General features: G+C 67.0%; 16 protein-coding genes, 1 pseudogene and 1 riboswitch. Of the genes and pseudogenes, 9 read left to right on the top strand and 8 right to left on the bottom strand.

From position 1 onward, the window contains the following. Positions 1 to 17 precede the first annotated feature (17 nt). Positions 18 to 1,139 (bottom strand): alanine dehydrogenase, encoded by a 1,122-nt coding sequence (gene ald, locus ACVWY0_RS04610; protein WP_485835623.1) that lies wholly within the window; start codon positions 1,137 to 1,139, stop codon positions 18 to 20. A 231-nt stretch (positions 1,140 to 1,370) separates the two neighbouring features. Between ald and ACVWY0_RS04605 the strand changes: the two genes are divergently transcribed. The 4 genes from ACVWY0_RS04605 to ACVWY0_RS04590 all read left to right on the top strand — a co-directional run bounded on the left by ACVWY0_RS04605 (position 1,371) and on the right by ACVWY0_RS04590 (position 5,769). After that, a complete protein-coding gene (locus ACVWY0_RS04605) occupies positions 1,371 to 2,735 on the top strand; it encodes an aspartate aminotransferase family protein (RefSeq protein WP_485835622.1) in 1,365 nt (454 codons plus the stop codon). A 99-nt stretch (positions 2,736 to 2,834) separates the two neighbouring features. After that, a complete protein-coding gene (locus ACVWY0_RS04600; protein WP_485835621.1) occupies positions 2,835 to 3,929 on the top strand; it encodes a phosphotransacetylase in 1,095 nt (364 codons plus the stop codon). Then, positions 3,926 to 5,038: a YeiH family protein gene (locus ACVWY0_RS04595; protein WP_485835620.1), complete on the top strand. Its 1,113-nt coding sequence runs from the start codon at positions 3,926 to 3,928 to the stop codon at positions 5,036 to 5,038. The genes ACVWY0_RS04600 and ACVWY0_RS04595 overlap by 4 nt, the downstream gene beginning before the upstream one ends. Before the next feature lie 11 nt (positions 5,039 to 5,049). After that, positions 5,050 to 5,769, top strand: coding sequence for a TSUP family transporter (locus ACVWY0_RS04590; RefSeq protein WP_485835619.1), 720 nt, complete (start codon positions 5,050 to 5,052; stop codon positions 5,767 to 5,769). On the opposite strand, the gene ACVWY0_RS04585 is transcribed toward ACVWY0_RS04590, so the two are convergent. The 4 genes and pseudogenes from ACVWY0_RS04585 to ACVWY0_RS04570 all read right to left on the bottom strand — a co-directional run bounded on the left by ACVWY0_RS04585 (position 5,750) and on the right by ACVWY0_RS04570 (position 7,967). Further along, positions 5,750 to 6,154: a DMT family transporter gene (locus tag ACVWY0_RS04585; protein WP_485835618.1), complete on the bottom strand. Its 405-nt coding sequence runs from the start codon at positions 6,152 to 6,154 to the stop codon at positions 5,750 to 5,752. The genes ACVWY0_RS04590 and ACVWY0_RS04585 overlap by 20 nt on opposite strands. Then, positions 6,154 to 6,477: a DMT family transporter gene (locus ACVWY0_RS04580; RefSeq protein ID WP_485835617.1), complete on the bottom strand. Its 324-nt coding sequence runs from the start codon at positions 6,475 to 6,477 to the stop codon at positions 6,154 to 6,156. The genes ACVWY0_RS04585 and ACVWY0_RS04580 overlap by 1 nt, the downstream gene beginning before the upstream one ends. A gap of 10 nt (positions 6,478 to 6,487) precedes the next feature. After that, positions 6,488 to 6,552: riboswitch (guanidine-III (ykkC-III) riboswitch) on the bottom strand. Positions 6,553 to 6,698: 146 nt separating this feature from the next. Continuing rightward, a complete protein-coding gene (locus tag ACVWY0_RS04575) occupies positions 6,699 to 7,229 on the bottom strand; it encodes a ferritin (protein WP_248763759.1) in 531 nt (176 codons plus the stop codon). Positions 7,230 to 7,313: 84 nt separating this feature from the next. Further along, positions 7,314 to 7,967: pseudogene (locus ACVWY0_RS04570) on the bottom strand (HutD/Ves family protein). 53 nt (positions 7,968 to 8,020) lie between these two features. On the opposite strand from ACVWY0_RS04570, the gene ACVWY0_RS04565 reads away from it, so the two are divergent. The 3 genes from ACVWY0_RS04565 (at position 8,021) to ACVWY0_RS04555 (ending at position 10,041) form a co-directional block, all read left to right on the top strand. Continuing rightward, positions 8,021 to 8,860 carry an aminoglycoside phosphotransferase family protein gene (locus ACVWY0_RS04565; protein ID WP_485835616.1) on the top strand — a complete coding sequence of 280 codons (840 nt, stop codon included), beginning with the start codon at positions 8,021 to 8,023 and terminating at the stop codon, positions 8,858 to 8,860. Between the two features lie 89 nt (positions 8,861 to 8,949). Continuing rightward, the gene (locus ACVWY0_RS04560) at positions 8,950 to 9,549 is read left to right on the top strand and encodes a phosphoribosylanthranilate isomerase (protein WP_459309976.1); all 600 of its coding nucleotides are present in this window, start codon (positions 8,950 to 8,952) and stop codon (positions 9,547 to 9,549) included. A gap of 90 nt (positions 9,550 to 9,639) precedes the next feature. Then, complete coding sequence (locus ACVWY0_RS04555) at positions 9,640 to 10,041, top strand: YccF domain-containing protein (RefSeq protein WP_248763765.1); 402 nt, start codon at positions 9,640 to 9,642, stop codon at positions 10,039 to 10,041. Here ACVWY0_RS04555 and ACVWY0_RS04550 read toward each other — a convergent pair. From ACVWY0_RS04550 to ACVWY0_RS04540, 3 genes are read right to left on the bottom strand one after another with little or no spacing between them, the layout of a single operon-like run. Further along, positions 10,038 to 10,472: a VOC family protein gene (locus ACVWY0_RS04550; protein ID WP_485835615.1), complete on the bottom strand. Its 435-nt coding sequence runs from the start codon at positions 10,470 to 10,472 to the stop codon at positions 10,038 to 10,040. The genes ACVWY0_RS04555 and ACVWY0_RS04550 overlap by 4 nt on opposite strands. A gap of 59 nt (positions 10,473 to 10,531) precedes the next feature. Next, positions 10,532 to 11,401 (bottom strand): DUF4031 domain-containing protein, encoded by an 870-nt coding sequence (locus ACVWY0_RS04545; protein ID WP_485835614.1) that lies wholly within the window; start codon positions 11,399 to 11,401, stop codon positions 10,532 to 10,534. Between the two features lie 37 nt (positions 11,402 to 11,438). Further along, entirely contained in the window at positions 11,439 to 12,773 is a 1,335-nt protein-coding gene (locus tag ACVWY0_RS04540; RefSeq protein WP_485835613.1) for an FAD-binding oxidoreductase, read from the bottom strand. A 181-nt stretch (positions 12,774 to 12,954) separates the two neighbouring features. Here ACVWY0_RS04540 and ACVWY0_RS04535 point away from each other — a divergent pair, with 181 nt between their 5' ends. Together ACVWY0_RS04535 and modA are read left to right on the top strand one after the other, a co-directional pair. Beyond that, positions 12,955 to 13,365 carry a TOBE domain-containing protein gene (locus tag ACVWY0_RS04535; protein WP_056341185.1) on the top strand — a complete coding sequence of 137 codons (411 nt, stop codon included), beginning with the start codon at positions 12,955 to 12,957 and terminating at the stop codon, positions 13,363 to 13,365. A 44-nt stretch (positions 13,366 to 13,409) separates the two neighbouring features. Next, positions 13,410 to 14,177, top strand: coding sequence for a molybdate ABC transporter substrate-binding protein (modA, locus tag ACVWY0_RS04530; protein ID WP_485835726.1), 768 nt, complete (start codon positions 13,410 to 13,412; stop codon positions 14,175 to 14,177). Positions 14,178 to 14,224 lie beyond the last annotated feature (47 nt).

The raw sequence follows: 14,224 nt of genomic DNA, 5'->3' as shown, positions 1-14,224 counted from the left end.
GAATTTCTCTTTGTACTTTAGCTACGGGCCAAAGATTCCAGTGAATCAACGACGTCGATGCCATGCGCCGCGCCGACCGCGGTGTTGGTCAGGCGGCCGCCCAGGGTGCTCAGGCCTGCGCGCAGTGCCGCATTCTCGGCCACGGCCCGCTCCACGCCCTTGTCGGCGATCTGCAGAACGTACGGAAGCGTGACGTTGGTCAGCGCGTAGGTGGAGGTGTGGGGGACGGCGCCCGGCATGTTGGCCACGCAGTAGAAGACGGAGCCGTGGACGCGGAAGGTGGGTTCCTGATGCGTGGTCGGGTGCGAATCCTCGAAGCAGCCGCCCTGGTCAATGGCGATGTCCACCAGGACGCTGCCGGGCTTCATACGGGAGACCAGCTCGTTGGAGATGATCTTGGGTGCCTTGGCCCCGGGGACCAGCACGGCGCCGATGACCAGGTCGGCCTGGATGACCTCCTGCTCGATGGCGAGCTGGTTGGCGGCGAGGGTGCGGACCCGGCCCTGGTACATGCGGTCCGCTGCGCGCAGCTTGTCCACGTTCTTGTCGAAGAGGACCACGTCCGCCCACATGCCGGCAGCCACGGCAACGGCGTTCATGCCGGACACACCGGCGCCGATGATGACCACGCGGGCCGGTGCCACACCGGAGACGCCGCCGATCAGCACGCCGCGGCCACCCTCGGGGCGGGTCAGGCACTGTGCGCCCACCAGGGGAGCCAGCCGGCCGGCCACTTCACTCATGGGGAACAGCAGCGGCAGCGAGCCGTCTTCGAGCTGGACCGTCTCGTAGGCAATGGAGGTGCTGCCGGCGTCGAGCAGGGCCCGGGTGCAGGCCTCGTCGGCGGCCAGGTGCAAGTAAGTGAAGATCGTCAGGTCCCGCCGCATGCGGTGGTATTCCGCCGCGATCGGTTCCTTGACCTTGAGCAGCAGATCGGCGGCGGCCCAGACCTCGTCGGCCGTCTGAAGGATGGTGGCTCCCGCTACCGTATAGGCGTCATCAGAGATGGACGAGCCTTCTCCAGCGCCGGCCTCAATAAACACATCGTGCCCGTGGGCAATGAGCTCGTGGACGCCGGCCGGCGTGACGGCTACTCGGTATTCGTGGGACTTGATTTCCTTCGGGATGCCGATCTTCATTGTGACCTCCATGATGTTGATGGGTGCTGTGCAGATAAGTCCGCCGTGCGGGCTGCGCAGCGTTATCGAAGTATGGTCCGGTCCAGGATGGGACCAGAAGCACCAGATGTGCGCCGGCTGACGGGACCAAACTGGACCCATCAGCCGGGCACGATGTGGCCCTGATGCCCGGTGTGGCCGCCAGCCTATGCTTCGATCATCGCTACTCACCTCGACAAGAAGGAGATAGTTTTGGACGCCACCACACTCCGGGCCCAGGCCCGGCGCCACCTCGGACCCCACTTCACCCGCAAGGACACCTGGGACAGCGAGTTCCCGATTTTTGTCCGGGGCGAAGGCAGCTACCTCATCGACACCGAAGGGGACCGCTATCTGGACGGCCTCGCCGGGCTCTTCTGCGTAAACATGGGCCACGGCCGCCAGGACATCGCCAAGGCAGCCAGCGAGCAGATCAGCACCCTGGCCTACGCCTCCAACTGGGGCTCGGCGCACCCGCCGGCCATTGAGGCCGCCGCGCTCATCGCGGACCTGGCCCCCGGCGACCTGGGCACCACGTTCTTCGTCAACTCCGGCTCCGAGGCCGTGGAGACGGCCCTGAAGTTTGCCCGCCAGTACTTCCGCAGCCAGGGCCAGCCTCAGCGCACCAAAGTCATCAGCCGCGACATGGCCTACCACGGCACCACCATGGGTGCCCTGTCCATCACGCAGCTGCCCAAGATCAAGGAACCGTTCGGCGAGCTCCTGCCAGGAATCCGCAGCGTCCCGAACACCCTCGGTTTCACCGGCGACTGCGGCCCGGTCACGGAGCTGGACTGCTTCCGCGCCATTGAGCGGGTGGTCCTCGAAGAGGGCCCCGAAACCATTGCGGCCATCTTTGCGGAGCCGGTCCAGAACGGCCGCGGAGCCCTCGTGGCACCTGACGGCTACTGGCCGGCACTGCGCGCACTGTGCGACAAGTACGGGATCCTCCTGGTCTCCGACGAAGTCATCTGCTCCTTCGGCCGGCTTGGCCACTTCTTCGGCTACGGCGTCACCGGCGTGGTCCCGGACCTGGTCACCTTCGCCAAAGGCTCCACTTCCGGCTACGCACCCCTGGGCGGCCTGATCGTCCGCGAGCAGCTGGTCCAGGAGCTGTTCAACTCATCCACGGGCGGCGTCTTCACGCACGGCGCCACCTGGGGCGGGCACCCGGTCTCCACCGCCGTCGCGGTCGCCAACATCACCGCCATGCGCGACGAAAACGTCCTGGGCAACGTCCAGGAACAGGGCCCGAAGCTCATGGAGGCCCTGGAATCGCTGAAGAACTCGCACCGCTGCGTCAAGGCAGTCCGGGGCACGGGCTTCTTCTACGCGATCGAACTCATGGCGGACAGCTTCAGCGGCCGCGAACTGACCCAAGCCGAGTCGCTGAAGGTCCTTCGCGAAGTCCTTCCCGAGTCCTTCAAGCGGACCAAGGTGATCCTTCGCGGGGACGACCGCGGTGCCACCATGATCATGATCTCCCCGCCGCTCGTGGCCGACGCAGAGGTCCTGTCCGCGCTGCTGCATGGTGTGGACGGCATGCTCACCGACATCGAGAAGGCCATCCAGCCCTAACCATCGCATCCGGTTCTTCGCCTGCGGAGGGCGCCCCCTCGTGGACGCCTCCGCAGGATCCGATGTGACCTCCGCAGGTTCGAGATAAGAGGTACAACCATGGCGACGGCGATTGTTGAGAAGCGCATTCCGCAGGCAGCGCCGCCCGCGGGAAGCGCGCTGTTTGAGCGCTGGCGCCAGGAGCTGTCCGGCCGCGGCCGGGTGGTCGGATTCGCCGACGGCGAGGACGAGCGTGCCGTCCGCGCTGCCAGTGCGCTGGCCGCGGAAGGAATCATCAGCCCCAGGCTCATTGGCCGGAGCCATGAAATCCGGCGGGTGGCGGCCGAACTGGACTGTGTGCTGCCCGGCGACGCCATCCTCGACGTCGGCGGGCTGGCCGGCGACAGCAGCATCGCCGCTCTGATCGGGGAGGCTTACTCCCGCAAACCCGAGCAGTTGACCCACGCCAGTCAGGAACCGGTCCATGTTGCCGCGGCCGCGTTGCGGGCCGGGTATCTGGACGCCTGTGTTGCCGGTGCCGGGACGCCCACGGCGCTGGTGCTCCGGGCCGCGCTGCGCGTGGTGGGCCTGGACCCCGGCTGCACCACCCTGAGCAGCTCGTTCCTGATGCTGCTGCCCGACGGAAGGGAACTGACGTTCGGCGATTGCGCCGTCGTTCCCGATCCTTCCGCCGAACAGCTGGCGGACATCGCCGCCTCGGCAGCCGCCATGCACCAGGCGCTGACGGGGCAGTCGCCGAAGGTGGCCATGCTGTCCTTCAGCACCCGGGGCAGCGCTATCCACTCACACGTGGACAAGGTCAGGTCCGCGATGGAAATCCTGCGGACCCGCCACCCGCTGCTGCACGTGGATGGCGAGCTGCAGTTTGATGCCGCGCTGGTCCCCTCCATCGGGGCGGCGAAAGCGCCCGGCTCGGAGGTGGCGGGTCAGGCAAATGTGCTGGTGTTCCCCAGCCTGGACGCCGGAAACATCGGCTACAAGATCACCGAACGGCTCGGGGGAGCCGTGGCCGTGGGCCCGATCCTGCAGGGGCTGGCAGCGCCCCTGAACGATCTGTCCCGTGGTTGCAGCGCCGGGGACATCGCGTCCGTTGGCCTGTTGAGCGCCATGCAGTCGCTCTCCGTACTCGACAGAAAGGAGATCCGCCCTGAGCACGGCGCAAGCCCGCTCCGGGAGGATCGCAGACGACCATGACACAAGACGTTGCCACGCCCGTAGGACGCGACAAGCCGGAAGGAAGCGGCAAACAGCGTGGATTTCTCCCGCGAGGCCTGCGGGACAGGCGGCTGCCCGGGCTCGCACTGGCGGCCGCTGCCGTGGCCGTCGCGTGGCTTGTCCACGCGGCCGTCCCGGTGCTCCCCTTCCTCACGGTGGCCGTCATCCTCGGCATCCTTTCCGCCAACCTGCCCGGGATCGGCCCCGCAGTCGAAGGAGTCATGCAACCCGGACTGGTGCTGGCCGCCAAGAGGTTCATGAGGCTCGGAATCGTGCTGCTCGGACTGAAGCTGAGCCTCATAGACGTCGCGGCCCTCGGCTGGGCGACGCTGGGGATCGTGGTGGGCATCGTGCTGCTGACCTTCGTGGGCACCTTGCTGCTGGGCAAGGCGTTCAGGCTTCCGGGGGACCAGCCCTTGCTCCTGGCCGCAGGCTTTTCCATCTGCGGCGCGTCCGCCATCGGGGCCATGAGCGGAGTGACCAGAACGGATCACCGCGGCACCGTGGTGCCCATCGCGCTCGTGACCCTGTGCGGGACGCTTGCCATCGCCGTGCTACCGGCCCTCAAGGGTCCTCTCGGCTTGGACGAGGTGCAGTTCGGGCATTGGGTGGGGGCCAGCGTCCATGACGTGGGGCAGGTTGTCGCGACGGCACAGACGGCAGGCACCGCGGCCCTGGCCGGGGCCCTGGTCATCAAGCTCACCCGTGTCCTGATGCTCGCCCCGATGGTCACCGCTGCCGCTTTAGTGCAGCGCTGCCGCAATCGTTCCCGGCGCAATCGTTCCCAGCACAGCAAGGCGGCCGCCGGCATCGAAGAAGGCAAGCTCAAATTCCCACCCTTGATCCCGCTGTTCGTGGCGGGGTTCATGGCGATGATCGTGTTGCGGACGCTGGGAATCCTGCCGCATGCGGTCCTGGAAGGTGCTGCGCTCGCCCAGGACCTTCTGCTCGCTACAGCGTTGTTCGGGCTGGGAACATCCGTGCAAATACGGTCAATTCTCCACACCAGCGGCAGGGCGATCGTCGTCGCCATGCTCTCCTGGGGCCTCATCGGAGTACTCGCCTACGTGGGAGTGCAATTCATCTAGGAACGGACATCATGACCACCACGGAACTCACCATCGCGGCTCTCATAGTTGCCGTCGCCGTGGTGGCCCAGGCCGGCACCGGGTCCGGATTTGGCATCGTCTCCTCGCCGCTGCTGCTGATGATCAGCCCACAGCTGGTGCCCGGCCCACTGCTTCTCGTTTCGGTGGTGGTCATGCTATTCGTGAGCTGGCAGAACCGGAGGGGCCTAAGGCACGTGGATCTCAAGGTGGCCATTGCCGGGTGCCTGCCCGGTGCCGTTGCCGGACTATGTGTATTGCCCCTGCTGAACGGCAAATGGACCGGGATGATCGTGGGCGGGCTGGTGGTGGCCAGCGTTCTCACCGGACTCAAGGGATTCCGCATCCCGCAAAACCGCTTTTCCCTGTTCGCGGCCGGCCTGCTCGGTGGAGTGCTGGGTACGGTTGCCTCCACCTCAGGGCCGCCGCTTGTGGTGGTTTACCGGAGCGAGGACGCCGCCCGCTACCGCGCCAACCTCTCCCTGTTTTTTCTGGTGTCGTCGTTGGTCTCGCTGCTCGCCCTGGCGGGCGCCGGTTCCTTCGGCACGGAGGAGCTGCTGCTCACCAGCTGGCTGCTGCCGGGCGTTGCCCTCGGGGCGCTGGCATCGCGGCCGGTGGTGAAGCGGATTTCCGCCGCCACCATCCGTCCCGCGGCCCTCAGCCTGTGTCTGGTTGCCGGGGTGAGCCTGCTGATCAAAGGCGCTCTGGCCTGACGGCCACGGTTCCCGACGCCGGCGTGTCCTCGGTGGCTGGCTCAGTGTTCTTGCCGGCCGGCAGCGCCTTCAGCCCCGCCGCGCAGCCGACAATCCCCGCGATGAACAGCACTTTCAGGACACTGAAGGGTTCGACGCCGGTGGCCATCGCCCAGCCCACCGTAAGGGCAGCCCCGATCCCCACCCACACGGCGTAGGCGGTGCCGAGCGGGATGCTGCGGATGGCCAGGCCGAGGCCGATCATGCTCAGGGTGGCCGTCACGCCGAAAACAAGAGTGGGCAGGGGGCGGGTGAAGCCGTCGGACTGGCCCAGCGCGGTGGCCCAGACGGCTTCCAGCACGGCGGAGGCCAGCAGCATCAGCCACGCAGCGGAACGCTTATTCATTACGCCACCACCTTCAGGCCAACCACGCACGCGGCGATGCCGGTGAGCAGCATCAGGCGCGCCGTCGTCGGACGTTCCGCCTTCGTGGTGATCGCGTAGGCGGAGGTCAGCACCACGCCCACGCCCACCCACACGGCGTACGCGGTGCCGGTGGGGATGGACTGCATGGCGATGGCGAGGCCGGCCATGCTCACGAGGACGGAGACCAGGAAGAGGAGCGCGGGGGCGAGCCGGCGTCGGCCGGAGGCCTGGAACGTCCGGTGCAGAGCTGCGGCCCAGACGGCTTCCAGCGCCCCGGAAAGAATGAGAATTACCCACGACATGACAGATCCTTTAGCCAGTCTTGTCGCGTGCCGGGTACTGAACCGTCGTCCGGAGGGTCCTGTGCGGAGCCTTGTTTCCAGCATAGCAACGCCCGACGGCGGGTGGCCGGGTTGGTGGCCAACCTCACCGCCAGGGTTCCGGCCCAAGTAGGTAGCGCTAACTGTCGTAATGAGCCTTCAAAACGTCAGTTAGCGCTACTCAGTTGGGGATGGGGGGACGTTCAGAGGGCGCCGCCGGCTGTCTCCGGGGCGGAGGAGTCGCGGCCCCCGTTGCCCACGGTTTCGCGGGCGATGAAGTTCTCGATGTCGAACAGGTTGTCCGCGCGCTCGGCGATGTTAAAGAGGGTGGTCATGGCGGCGACCTCCTCCACCTGCTCCTTGAGGAACCAGAGCATAAACTGCTCGCCCAGGGCGTCGTCCTCGGAACGGGCGGCGCGGAACAGGGCCTCGATCGCGGCCGTCACTTCCTTCTCCTGCTCCAGCGCCAGGGCCAGCGGCTCGGTCACGGAGGAGAAGTCGTTGCGCACGGTGGGGACGCCCGGGATGGTGAACTCGATGTCGCGGTCCAGCATGTACTGCACCATCATCATGGCGTGGTTCCGCTCTTCCACCGACTGCCGGTAGAAGTAGCGGGCCAGCTGCGGGAGGTCCTGGTTGGCGAACCAGGTGGCCACGGCAATGTACTGCTGCGAGGCCGCGAATTCGTTGCCGATCTGGGTGGACAGGAGCGCATTAAAGGGTGTGGAGGTCATAGCCAGAGTCTAGGAGCGCCGCGTGCCGCTGACCAGTGTGGAAAGGCTCAGATAACGAAGGCGAGGCTAGCCTGCAGCGCTGGATCAGGCAGTCGCGCGGTCGATCGAAACCACGGCCAGGAAGCCGCGGCCCAGGATTTCGGGGGTCCCGGTATCGGAGCCGACGACGGCGTCATAGCGGTTGAGTGCCTCGGGTTCCGTGGGGCTGGGGGCAGTTTCGTCGGCGTCGGCTTCTGCGGCGGCGGCAGCGGCTCCCGCGGCCTCCGCGCTGACGCTGAGGCTGCCCGCGCTGACGGTGGCCTGGCCCTGCAGCAGCACAGCAAGCTGGCCCTCAAAAACCGGGTGCGCGCGCTTCTTGGAGAGCTCGATGATGGACGTGAAGCCCTTGAAGGACCCCGTCCGGGTGATGACATTCAGGTCGCGGATGTCCCCGGTGGGCAGGGCACCGTGCGCAGCAGCTTCGCCGGAGAACCTGAACGGCCGTTACTTTTCCAGCGGGTGCTCGGCGCCGTCCACGGTGAGAAGGAGCAGCTCGCCGTCGATCACGGTCAGCACGCGTTCCATGCCCGGGAACGCCGAGAAATCCCCGGCCTTGCTGACGTCGGCGATGCTGACCCGCCAGTCCCAGGCGCCGTCCTGCGCCGAGGCGGCTTTCGGGTGGCTGGCAAGCTCACGGGTCACCCCGCCGCCGTTACGCCACGGTTCGGACCTGAGTTCTGCGAAGCGGATGATCTCCATCGGACCAGCCTAGTTTGTTTGGGCGGCCCCGCCACGCGTGGCATGCTGGGCAAATGCGCCAGGGGATCACCGACGGACAGAGCCGCCTGCTGACATCCTGGCTTGGGGAATTCAGCACCGTGCAGGACTACTCCTGGCCCCTGCAGGACACGAACGTCCTCCACGTTGTCACGCCGTCGGGCGAAGGATTCATCGTCAAGGCGAGCACCACAAGCCACCATATCCGCCGCGAGATCGCCGCCCATGCCGGCGGGTTCGAAGGGCTCCACGGGCGGGTTCCGGCGTTACGCCATGCTTCGGCTGCGTCGGGCATCCTGGTGACGGAGTTCCTGCCGGGGGTCCTGGTCGAGGGGACGCCGGCCGAGGATGATCCGGAAACGTACCGCCAGGCGGGGGCGCTGCTGGCGACGATTCACCGGCCCGCCGGGGTCTCGTCCACGTACGCATCAGCCCTCACGGCCAAGACCCGTGCGTGGATGGACCGTGGCCACGGGCTGCTGCCGGGATCCCAACTCGACAGCTTTGAGCAGGCGCTCGATGCACTGCGGCCGGGCGTGGCGCGGCTGGTGGCAACGCACGGCGATTACCAGCCGAGGAACTGGCTGCAGGACAACGGTCAGATCAAGGTCATCGACTTCGGCCGTGCTGAACCGCGTCCGTGGGTGCACGATCTGGTGCGGCTCAGCCACCAGCAGTTCGTTGGCAGGCCCGACCTGGCGGACGCGTTCCATTCAGGCCTGGGCAAAACGGTGGCACCGGCGGAGGCTGACCTGTGGCGGCTGGAGAACCTGCACCAGGCCATCGGCACGGTGGTGTGGGCCAACCAAGTGGGCGACACCGCATTTGAACAGACGGGCCGCGCCATGGTGGAGCGCGTGCTGTCCGGCGCCTGAAATGGAACCGACCCACATCGGCGCAGGGGGCACTTCCCTGCTACTCTCCTCCCGGGGGACGTCACGAAGACAGCCTGAAGGAGCCGGAAATGTTCGTCAAAGTCTGTGGTCTCAGTACGCCCGAATCAGTCCGTGCCGCCGTGGAGGCTGGGGCGGACGCCGTCGGGTTTGTCCTGACGGCCAGCCCGCGGGTGGTCTCGCCGTCGCAGGTTTCCACTCTTCTGGCCGATGTGCCGGAAGGCATGGTTGCCGTCGGCGTTTTCCGGCATGAACCTGTCGCCGATGCCCTTGCCATCGCCCGTTCCGCCGGACTCGAGTGGGTCCAACTCCACGCAGACCTCACCCCGGAAGACGTAACCACAGTGCACGACGCCGGCATGAAGCTGATCAGGGCGGTCACCATGGCAGCCACTGCGGACGCGTTCGCCGACTGGGGCGAGGAACTCCTGTTGATTGACGCCGCCGTGCCCGGGTCCGGACAGGCCTGGGACTACGCCTCCATGGTGGACGTGACGGCGCTCCAGGACCGCAAGTGGCTGCTGGCCGGCGGGCTGGATCCGGACACCGTGGCGAACGCCACTGCAGCCTCAGGCGCGTGGGGCGTGGACGTCTCCTCCGGCGTCGAGGTTTCCCGTGGCGTGAAGGACCTGGACAAGATCCGGGCCTTCGTGAAGGCCGCCAAGGGCTGAGGCCCGGTCCAAGCTTCAGGTCCCAAGTTCAGGGGCCAATCAGGGCAGACCCCTACGTTTTTGTCAGACCCCGCGGGGCACAATGGACAGATGAAGACACTGCTCAACATCATCTGGCTGGTATTCGGCGGACTCTGGCTTGCCCTGGGCTATTTCCTCGCCGGCATCATCTGCTGCCTGCTGATCGTCACCATTCCGTGGGGCATCGCGTCGTTCCGGATTGCGGCGTACACGCTCTGGCCGTTCGGGCGCATGGTGGTGGACAAGCCGGGCGGGACGGGCGTGTTCCCTCTCCTGGGGAATGTCATCTGGCTGGTGGTGGCGGGCATCTGGATCGCGATCGGCCACGTGCTGACAGCCATTGCCATGGCGGTCACCATCATCGGCATCCCGCTGGCCATCGCCAACCTCAAGCTCATCCCGGTCAGCCTGATGCCGCTCGGCAAGCAGATCGTTCCGACCAACAGCCCGTTCGTTACCGCGTACCGTTAGCCGGCGGCATTCCCAGGGGTTTCGCTGAACCCGGGGACCAGTCCCTGGGCTTCGAGCTCTTCTGAACGCAACGCGCGCAGCACACAGAACTCGTTGCCGTCCGGGTCGGCCATGACCACCCAGGTCACCTCCGGCCCCTGCCCGACAAAAATGCGCGACGCGCCCAGGGCTTCCAGCCGCTGCACCTCCTCGGCCTGGTCATCCGGACGGAGGTCCAGATGCAGCCTGTTCTTGAGCTCCTTCCGCTCGGGCACCTTTAGGAACAGCAGGTCCGGGCTGACGCCGTCGGCCGGGCTGCCGGCGGGCGGTTCCAGTACGATTTCGTCTTCCACCTCGTAGGTGCGGCGCCACCCCAGGGCCTTCTCCCAGAAGTCGGCGGGCACTTTGGGGTCGGTGGAATCGATGCTGACGGCTTGGATGCGCAGGTTCATCCGAGCAGTCTTGCACCGGCCGGGGCGGCCGTAAAGGCTTCGGGCGGTTGCGCGAAGAGTCAGGCCAGCTCGCCCTGCAGGTTCCGGCGGGCGGCGTCGAGCCACAGTTCCCGTGCGCGGTCGCTGTGGAACAAGGGGTCCAGTTCCAGCAGGTGACGGACGACGGCGGCGCGGCCGGCCGCGAAGTCGGCGTCGCCGATGTGCGCGTAGTCTTCCCGGACGGCGGCCACATACCGGGCGTAGGGCTCAGGTTCGCCGCCGAGGACTGACAGGTCCGCGTCGCAGAGGAGGGCGCCGCCGTCGTCCCCTGGTTCCGGGCGGTGGTCCGATGTCAGCCGCACCAGCCGGGCCACCTCGTCAACATCGGCGGCCGGGAGCCCCGCGTCCGTGAGGCGCTCCTCTGCGAGCCGGGCCGATTCCTCCTCGTCCTGGCCGGCGACCCCGCGGTACACGGCATCGTGGAACCAGGCTGCGAGCAGCACTGTCCGCGGCGGATCGGCGGGGTCGGTGAGCAGGTCCATGGCCTCAAGTACGGCCAGCAGGTGCGTGCAGCCGTGATACCGGCGGTGGTCCTCGCTCCAGCGGTCCAGCAGGTCAAGGAAGAGGGCGTCGTGGCCGGGCATGATGGCTTCCCAGCGGTTCAGCAGCGGGACCTTGAGTGACTTGTTGCGCCGCCGGGCCGGGATGCGCAGCCCGCTGGCGATGAGCTTGCGGACCAGGATCCGGGCTTCCACGGCGATGGCGCCCGCGGCGACGAGGTCGTCGAACCGGCGCTCGGCAACGTCGTAGTGGTCGCCGTCGAACGCCCGGTCCGGGATGCCGGCCGCGGCGGCGAAGGCGTGCAGTTCCGCCAGCGACGTGTCCGAGATGAGGTGCGAAAAGTGCGTGCCGTGGGCGGGCCACAGCGGCGGATCAAGGTAAATCGCCATGGGGGAAGTCTAGTGCGGCGGCTCTCCGCGGGGCCGGTCAGGAGCCGGCCGGCAGGATGTTCTGGTTTCCCTGGAAGACGTTCCGCGGATCGAAGTCACGCTTGACCCTGGCCAGCCGCGCGTAATTCCCGTTTCCGAACGCGGCGCGGATGCGCTCCTGGCCCTCGTTGCCGATGAAATTGAGCCACACCCCGCCTGTGGCATAGGGCGCAATCTTGCCGCGGAAGTCCTTCACCCAGGCCTTGGCCAGCTGGCCTTCCTCGGGTGTTGGCGAGATGCCGTAGGGATGGCTCACCCAGGCCGCGTTCCGGTTGATCAGGGGCGTGGCCGCGCCAGCGTTCCCGCCGACGGCGCCGCCCCACCGGGCGATGAGCTGCTGGGACGTGGCATCGGGAAGGTTCCGGGCGGATTCCACGAACAAGTCCAGGGCCGCGTCGGGAAGTTCGTTGTGGTAGTCCGCGCTCCAGTAGTTGTAGTGGTCCGGCGGATCGTCCAGGGAGGACTGGAAATCGGCGTACGGGGTGTCGGCCACGAGGTCCACTGCAGGCCCGAGCTCGCGGAACGGCCGCGCGTGCTCGGAGCCTTCCTCGGGCTCACCCGCGTAGAGGTAGGCAATGAGAGTGGCCATCTTTCCCACGAGGTGCTCGGGTACAAACGGCTCCGGTGGTGCCGTGAAATAGAGGAGCGCCAGGCCAACACCGTCAGGGGCTGCCAAGGCCAGGTCCCGGAACGCCCGGGAAACGTCGGTGGCCGCCTCCCCGGGCCACAGCCACATCCCGGCGTGGACCACCGGGCCGAGCCGGTGGGCCTGGAACGTGAAGGACGTGGCCACCCCGAAATTGCCGCCGCCGCCGTGGAGCGCCCAGAAGAGTTCGGGGTTTTCCCGGGCGCTCGCGGTGACGCGCTCGCCGTCGGCCGTCACCAGGTCCACCGAGACGAGACTGTCGCACGCGAACCCGAAGGACCGCTCCAGCCAGCCTGACCCGCCGCCCAGGGTGAAGCCGGCGACGCCGGTGGTGGAGGCCCGCCCGCCGGTGACGGCCAGGGCATGCTCCTGGGTGGCGCGGTCGAACTCGCCCCATGTGACGCCTGCCCCGGCGGTGACGATGCCGGATTCGGGGTCCACGTTGATCGACTTCATGGGCCGGACATCGATTACCAGGCCGTCGTTGTTCATGGACATTCCGGCCACTGAGTGGCCGCCGGCACGGATGGCGATGGCGAGGGAATTTTCCCGTCCATAGCGGAGGGCTTCGGCCACGTCCGCGTCATTCGAACACTGGGCAATCACCGCCGGACGCCGGGCAATCATGGCGTTGAAGACCTTCCGGGCCGGGTCATAGTCGGGGCTGTCAGGCCTGATCCACTTCATCACAACGCTCCTCAGCGACCGCGCCCCTCCCCCTCCACATAGCGTAGGACTTCGGCCCACGACGTTCCATAGGCAGCCAACTTAAGCCTCGCGCGGGGGAACGAAACCAGCGTGAACGTCATTTTCTGATCCGCGGCGAAAACTATTAAGAAAACCCGCAAATGCGGACTAGGATCATGAAATGCCCACTATTCGCGTATCCGAAGCAGCACGGTTCCTCGGCGTCAGTGACGACACTGTCCGGCGCTGGACAGAGAACGGCAGCCTCACCCCCGTGAAGGACGACGCCGGCCGGCTGGCAGTCGACGGCCTGGAACTGGCAAGGCACGCCCAGAAGCTCGCGCAGCTTCCCGAGGACCCGCACCGTTCAGGAAGTTCGGCGCGCAACAGGTTCGTCGGCCTGGTCACGGGGATCACTGCGGACAAAGTCATGGCCCAGGTGGAACTCCAGTGCGGGCCGTTCCGGGTGGTGTCGCTGATGAGCAGCGAAGCCGTCCGCGACCTGGGCCTGGAACTGGGCTCCGTGGCCACCGCGGTGGTCAAAGCAACCACGGTCATCATCGAAACCCCGCACGGAAAGAGCATCATTTGAGCACCCTCAAACACGGCACCCCCGTCATAATCGCAGCCGCCCTCATGCTGGGCCTGGCCGCGTGCGCTCCGGCGCCCACGACGCCCACGGCCACGCAGCCTGCCACCTCGCAGTCCCCGGACGCCACCGGACAGGTGTCCGGGACCATCACGGTCTTCGCGGCCGCGTCGCTCAAAGCCACGTTCACCCGGCTGGCCGGCGACTTTGAGGCGAAGAACCCGGGAACCAAGATCGTGCTGAGCTTCGCCGGCTCCTCGGACCTGGTCACCCAGATCACCCAGGGCGCACCGGCCGATGTTTTTGCCTCCGCCGACACCAAGAACATGATCAAGCTTGCCGACGCCAAGCTCCTGGACGGGGCCGCGAAGAACTTCGCCACGAACGTCCTGGAGATCGCCGTCCCGCCGTCCAATCCGGCGTCGATCGCGTCCTTCGCCGACCTCGCCAGACCGGGCGTCAAGGTGGTTGTCTGCGCCAGCCAGGTTCCGTGCGGGGCCGCAGCGGACACCGTGGAAAAGGCCGCGGGCGTGACCCTCTCGCCGGTCAGCGAGGAATCATCCGTGACGGACGTTCTGGGCAAGGTCACCTCGGGCGAGGCCGACGCCGGCCTGGTCTACGTCACCGACGTCAAAGGCGCCGGAGACAAGGTCAAGGGAATCCTGTTCGACGAATCCGACAAGGCAGTTAACACCTATCCCATCGCCACAGTAGGCTCGAGCCGGAACAAGGAACTGGCGGCAGCCTTCATCGCCATGGTGACCGGTGCCGACGGGCAGAAAACCCTCGGTGAGGCTGGCTTCGGCGCCCCGTAGCAACCCGTCCCGTAGGCAACCCCGCACCGTAGGCAACCCGCCCACAA

The sequence above is a fragment of the Arthrobacter sp. UYNi723 genome (assembly GCF_054057635.1).
This window is presented reverse-complemented; position numbering and strand designations above follow the sequence as displayed.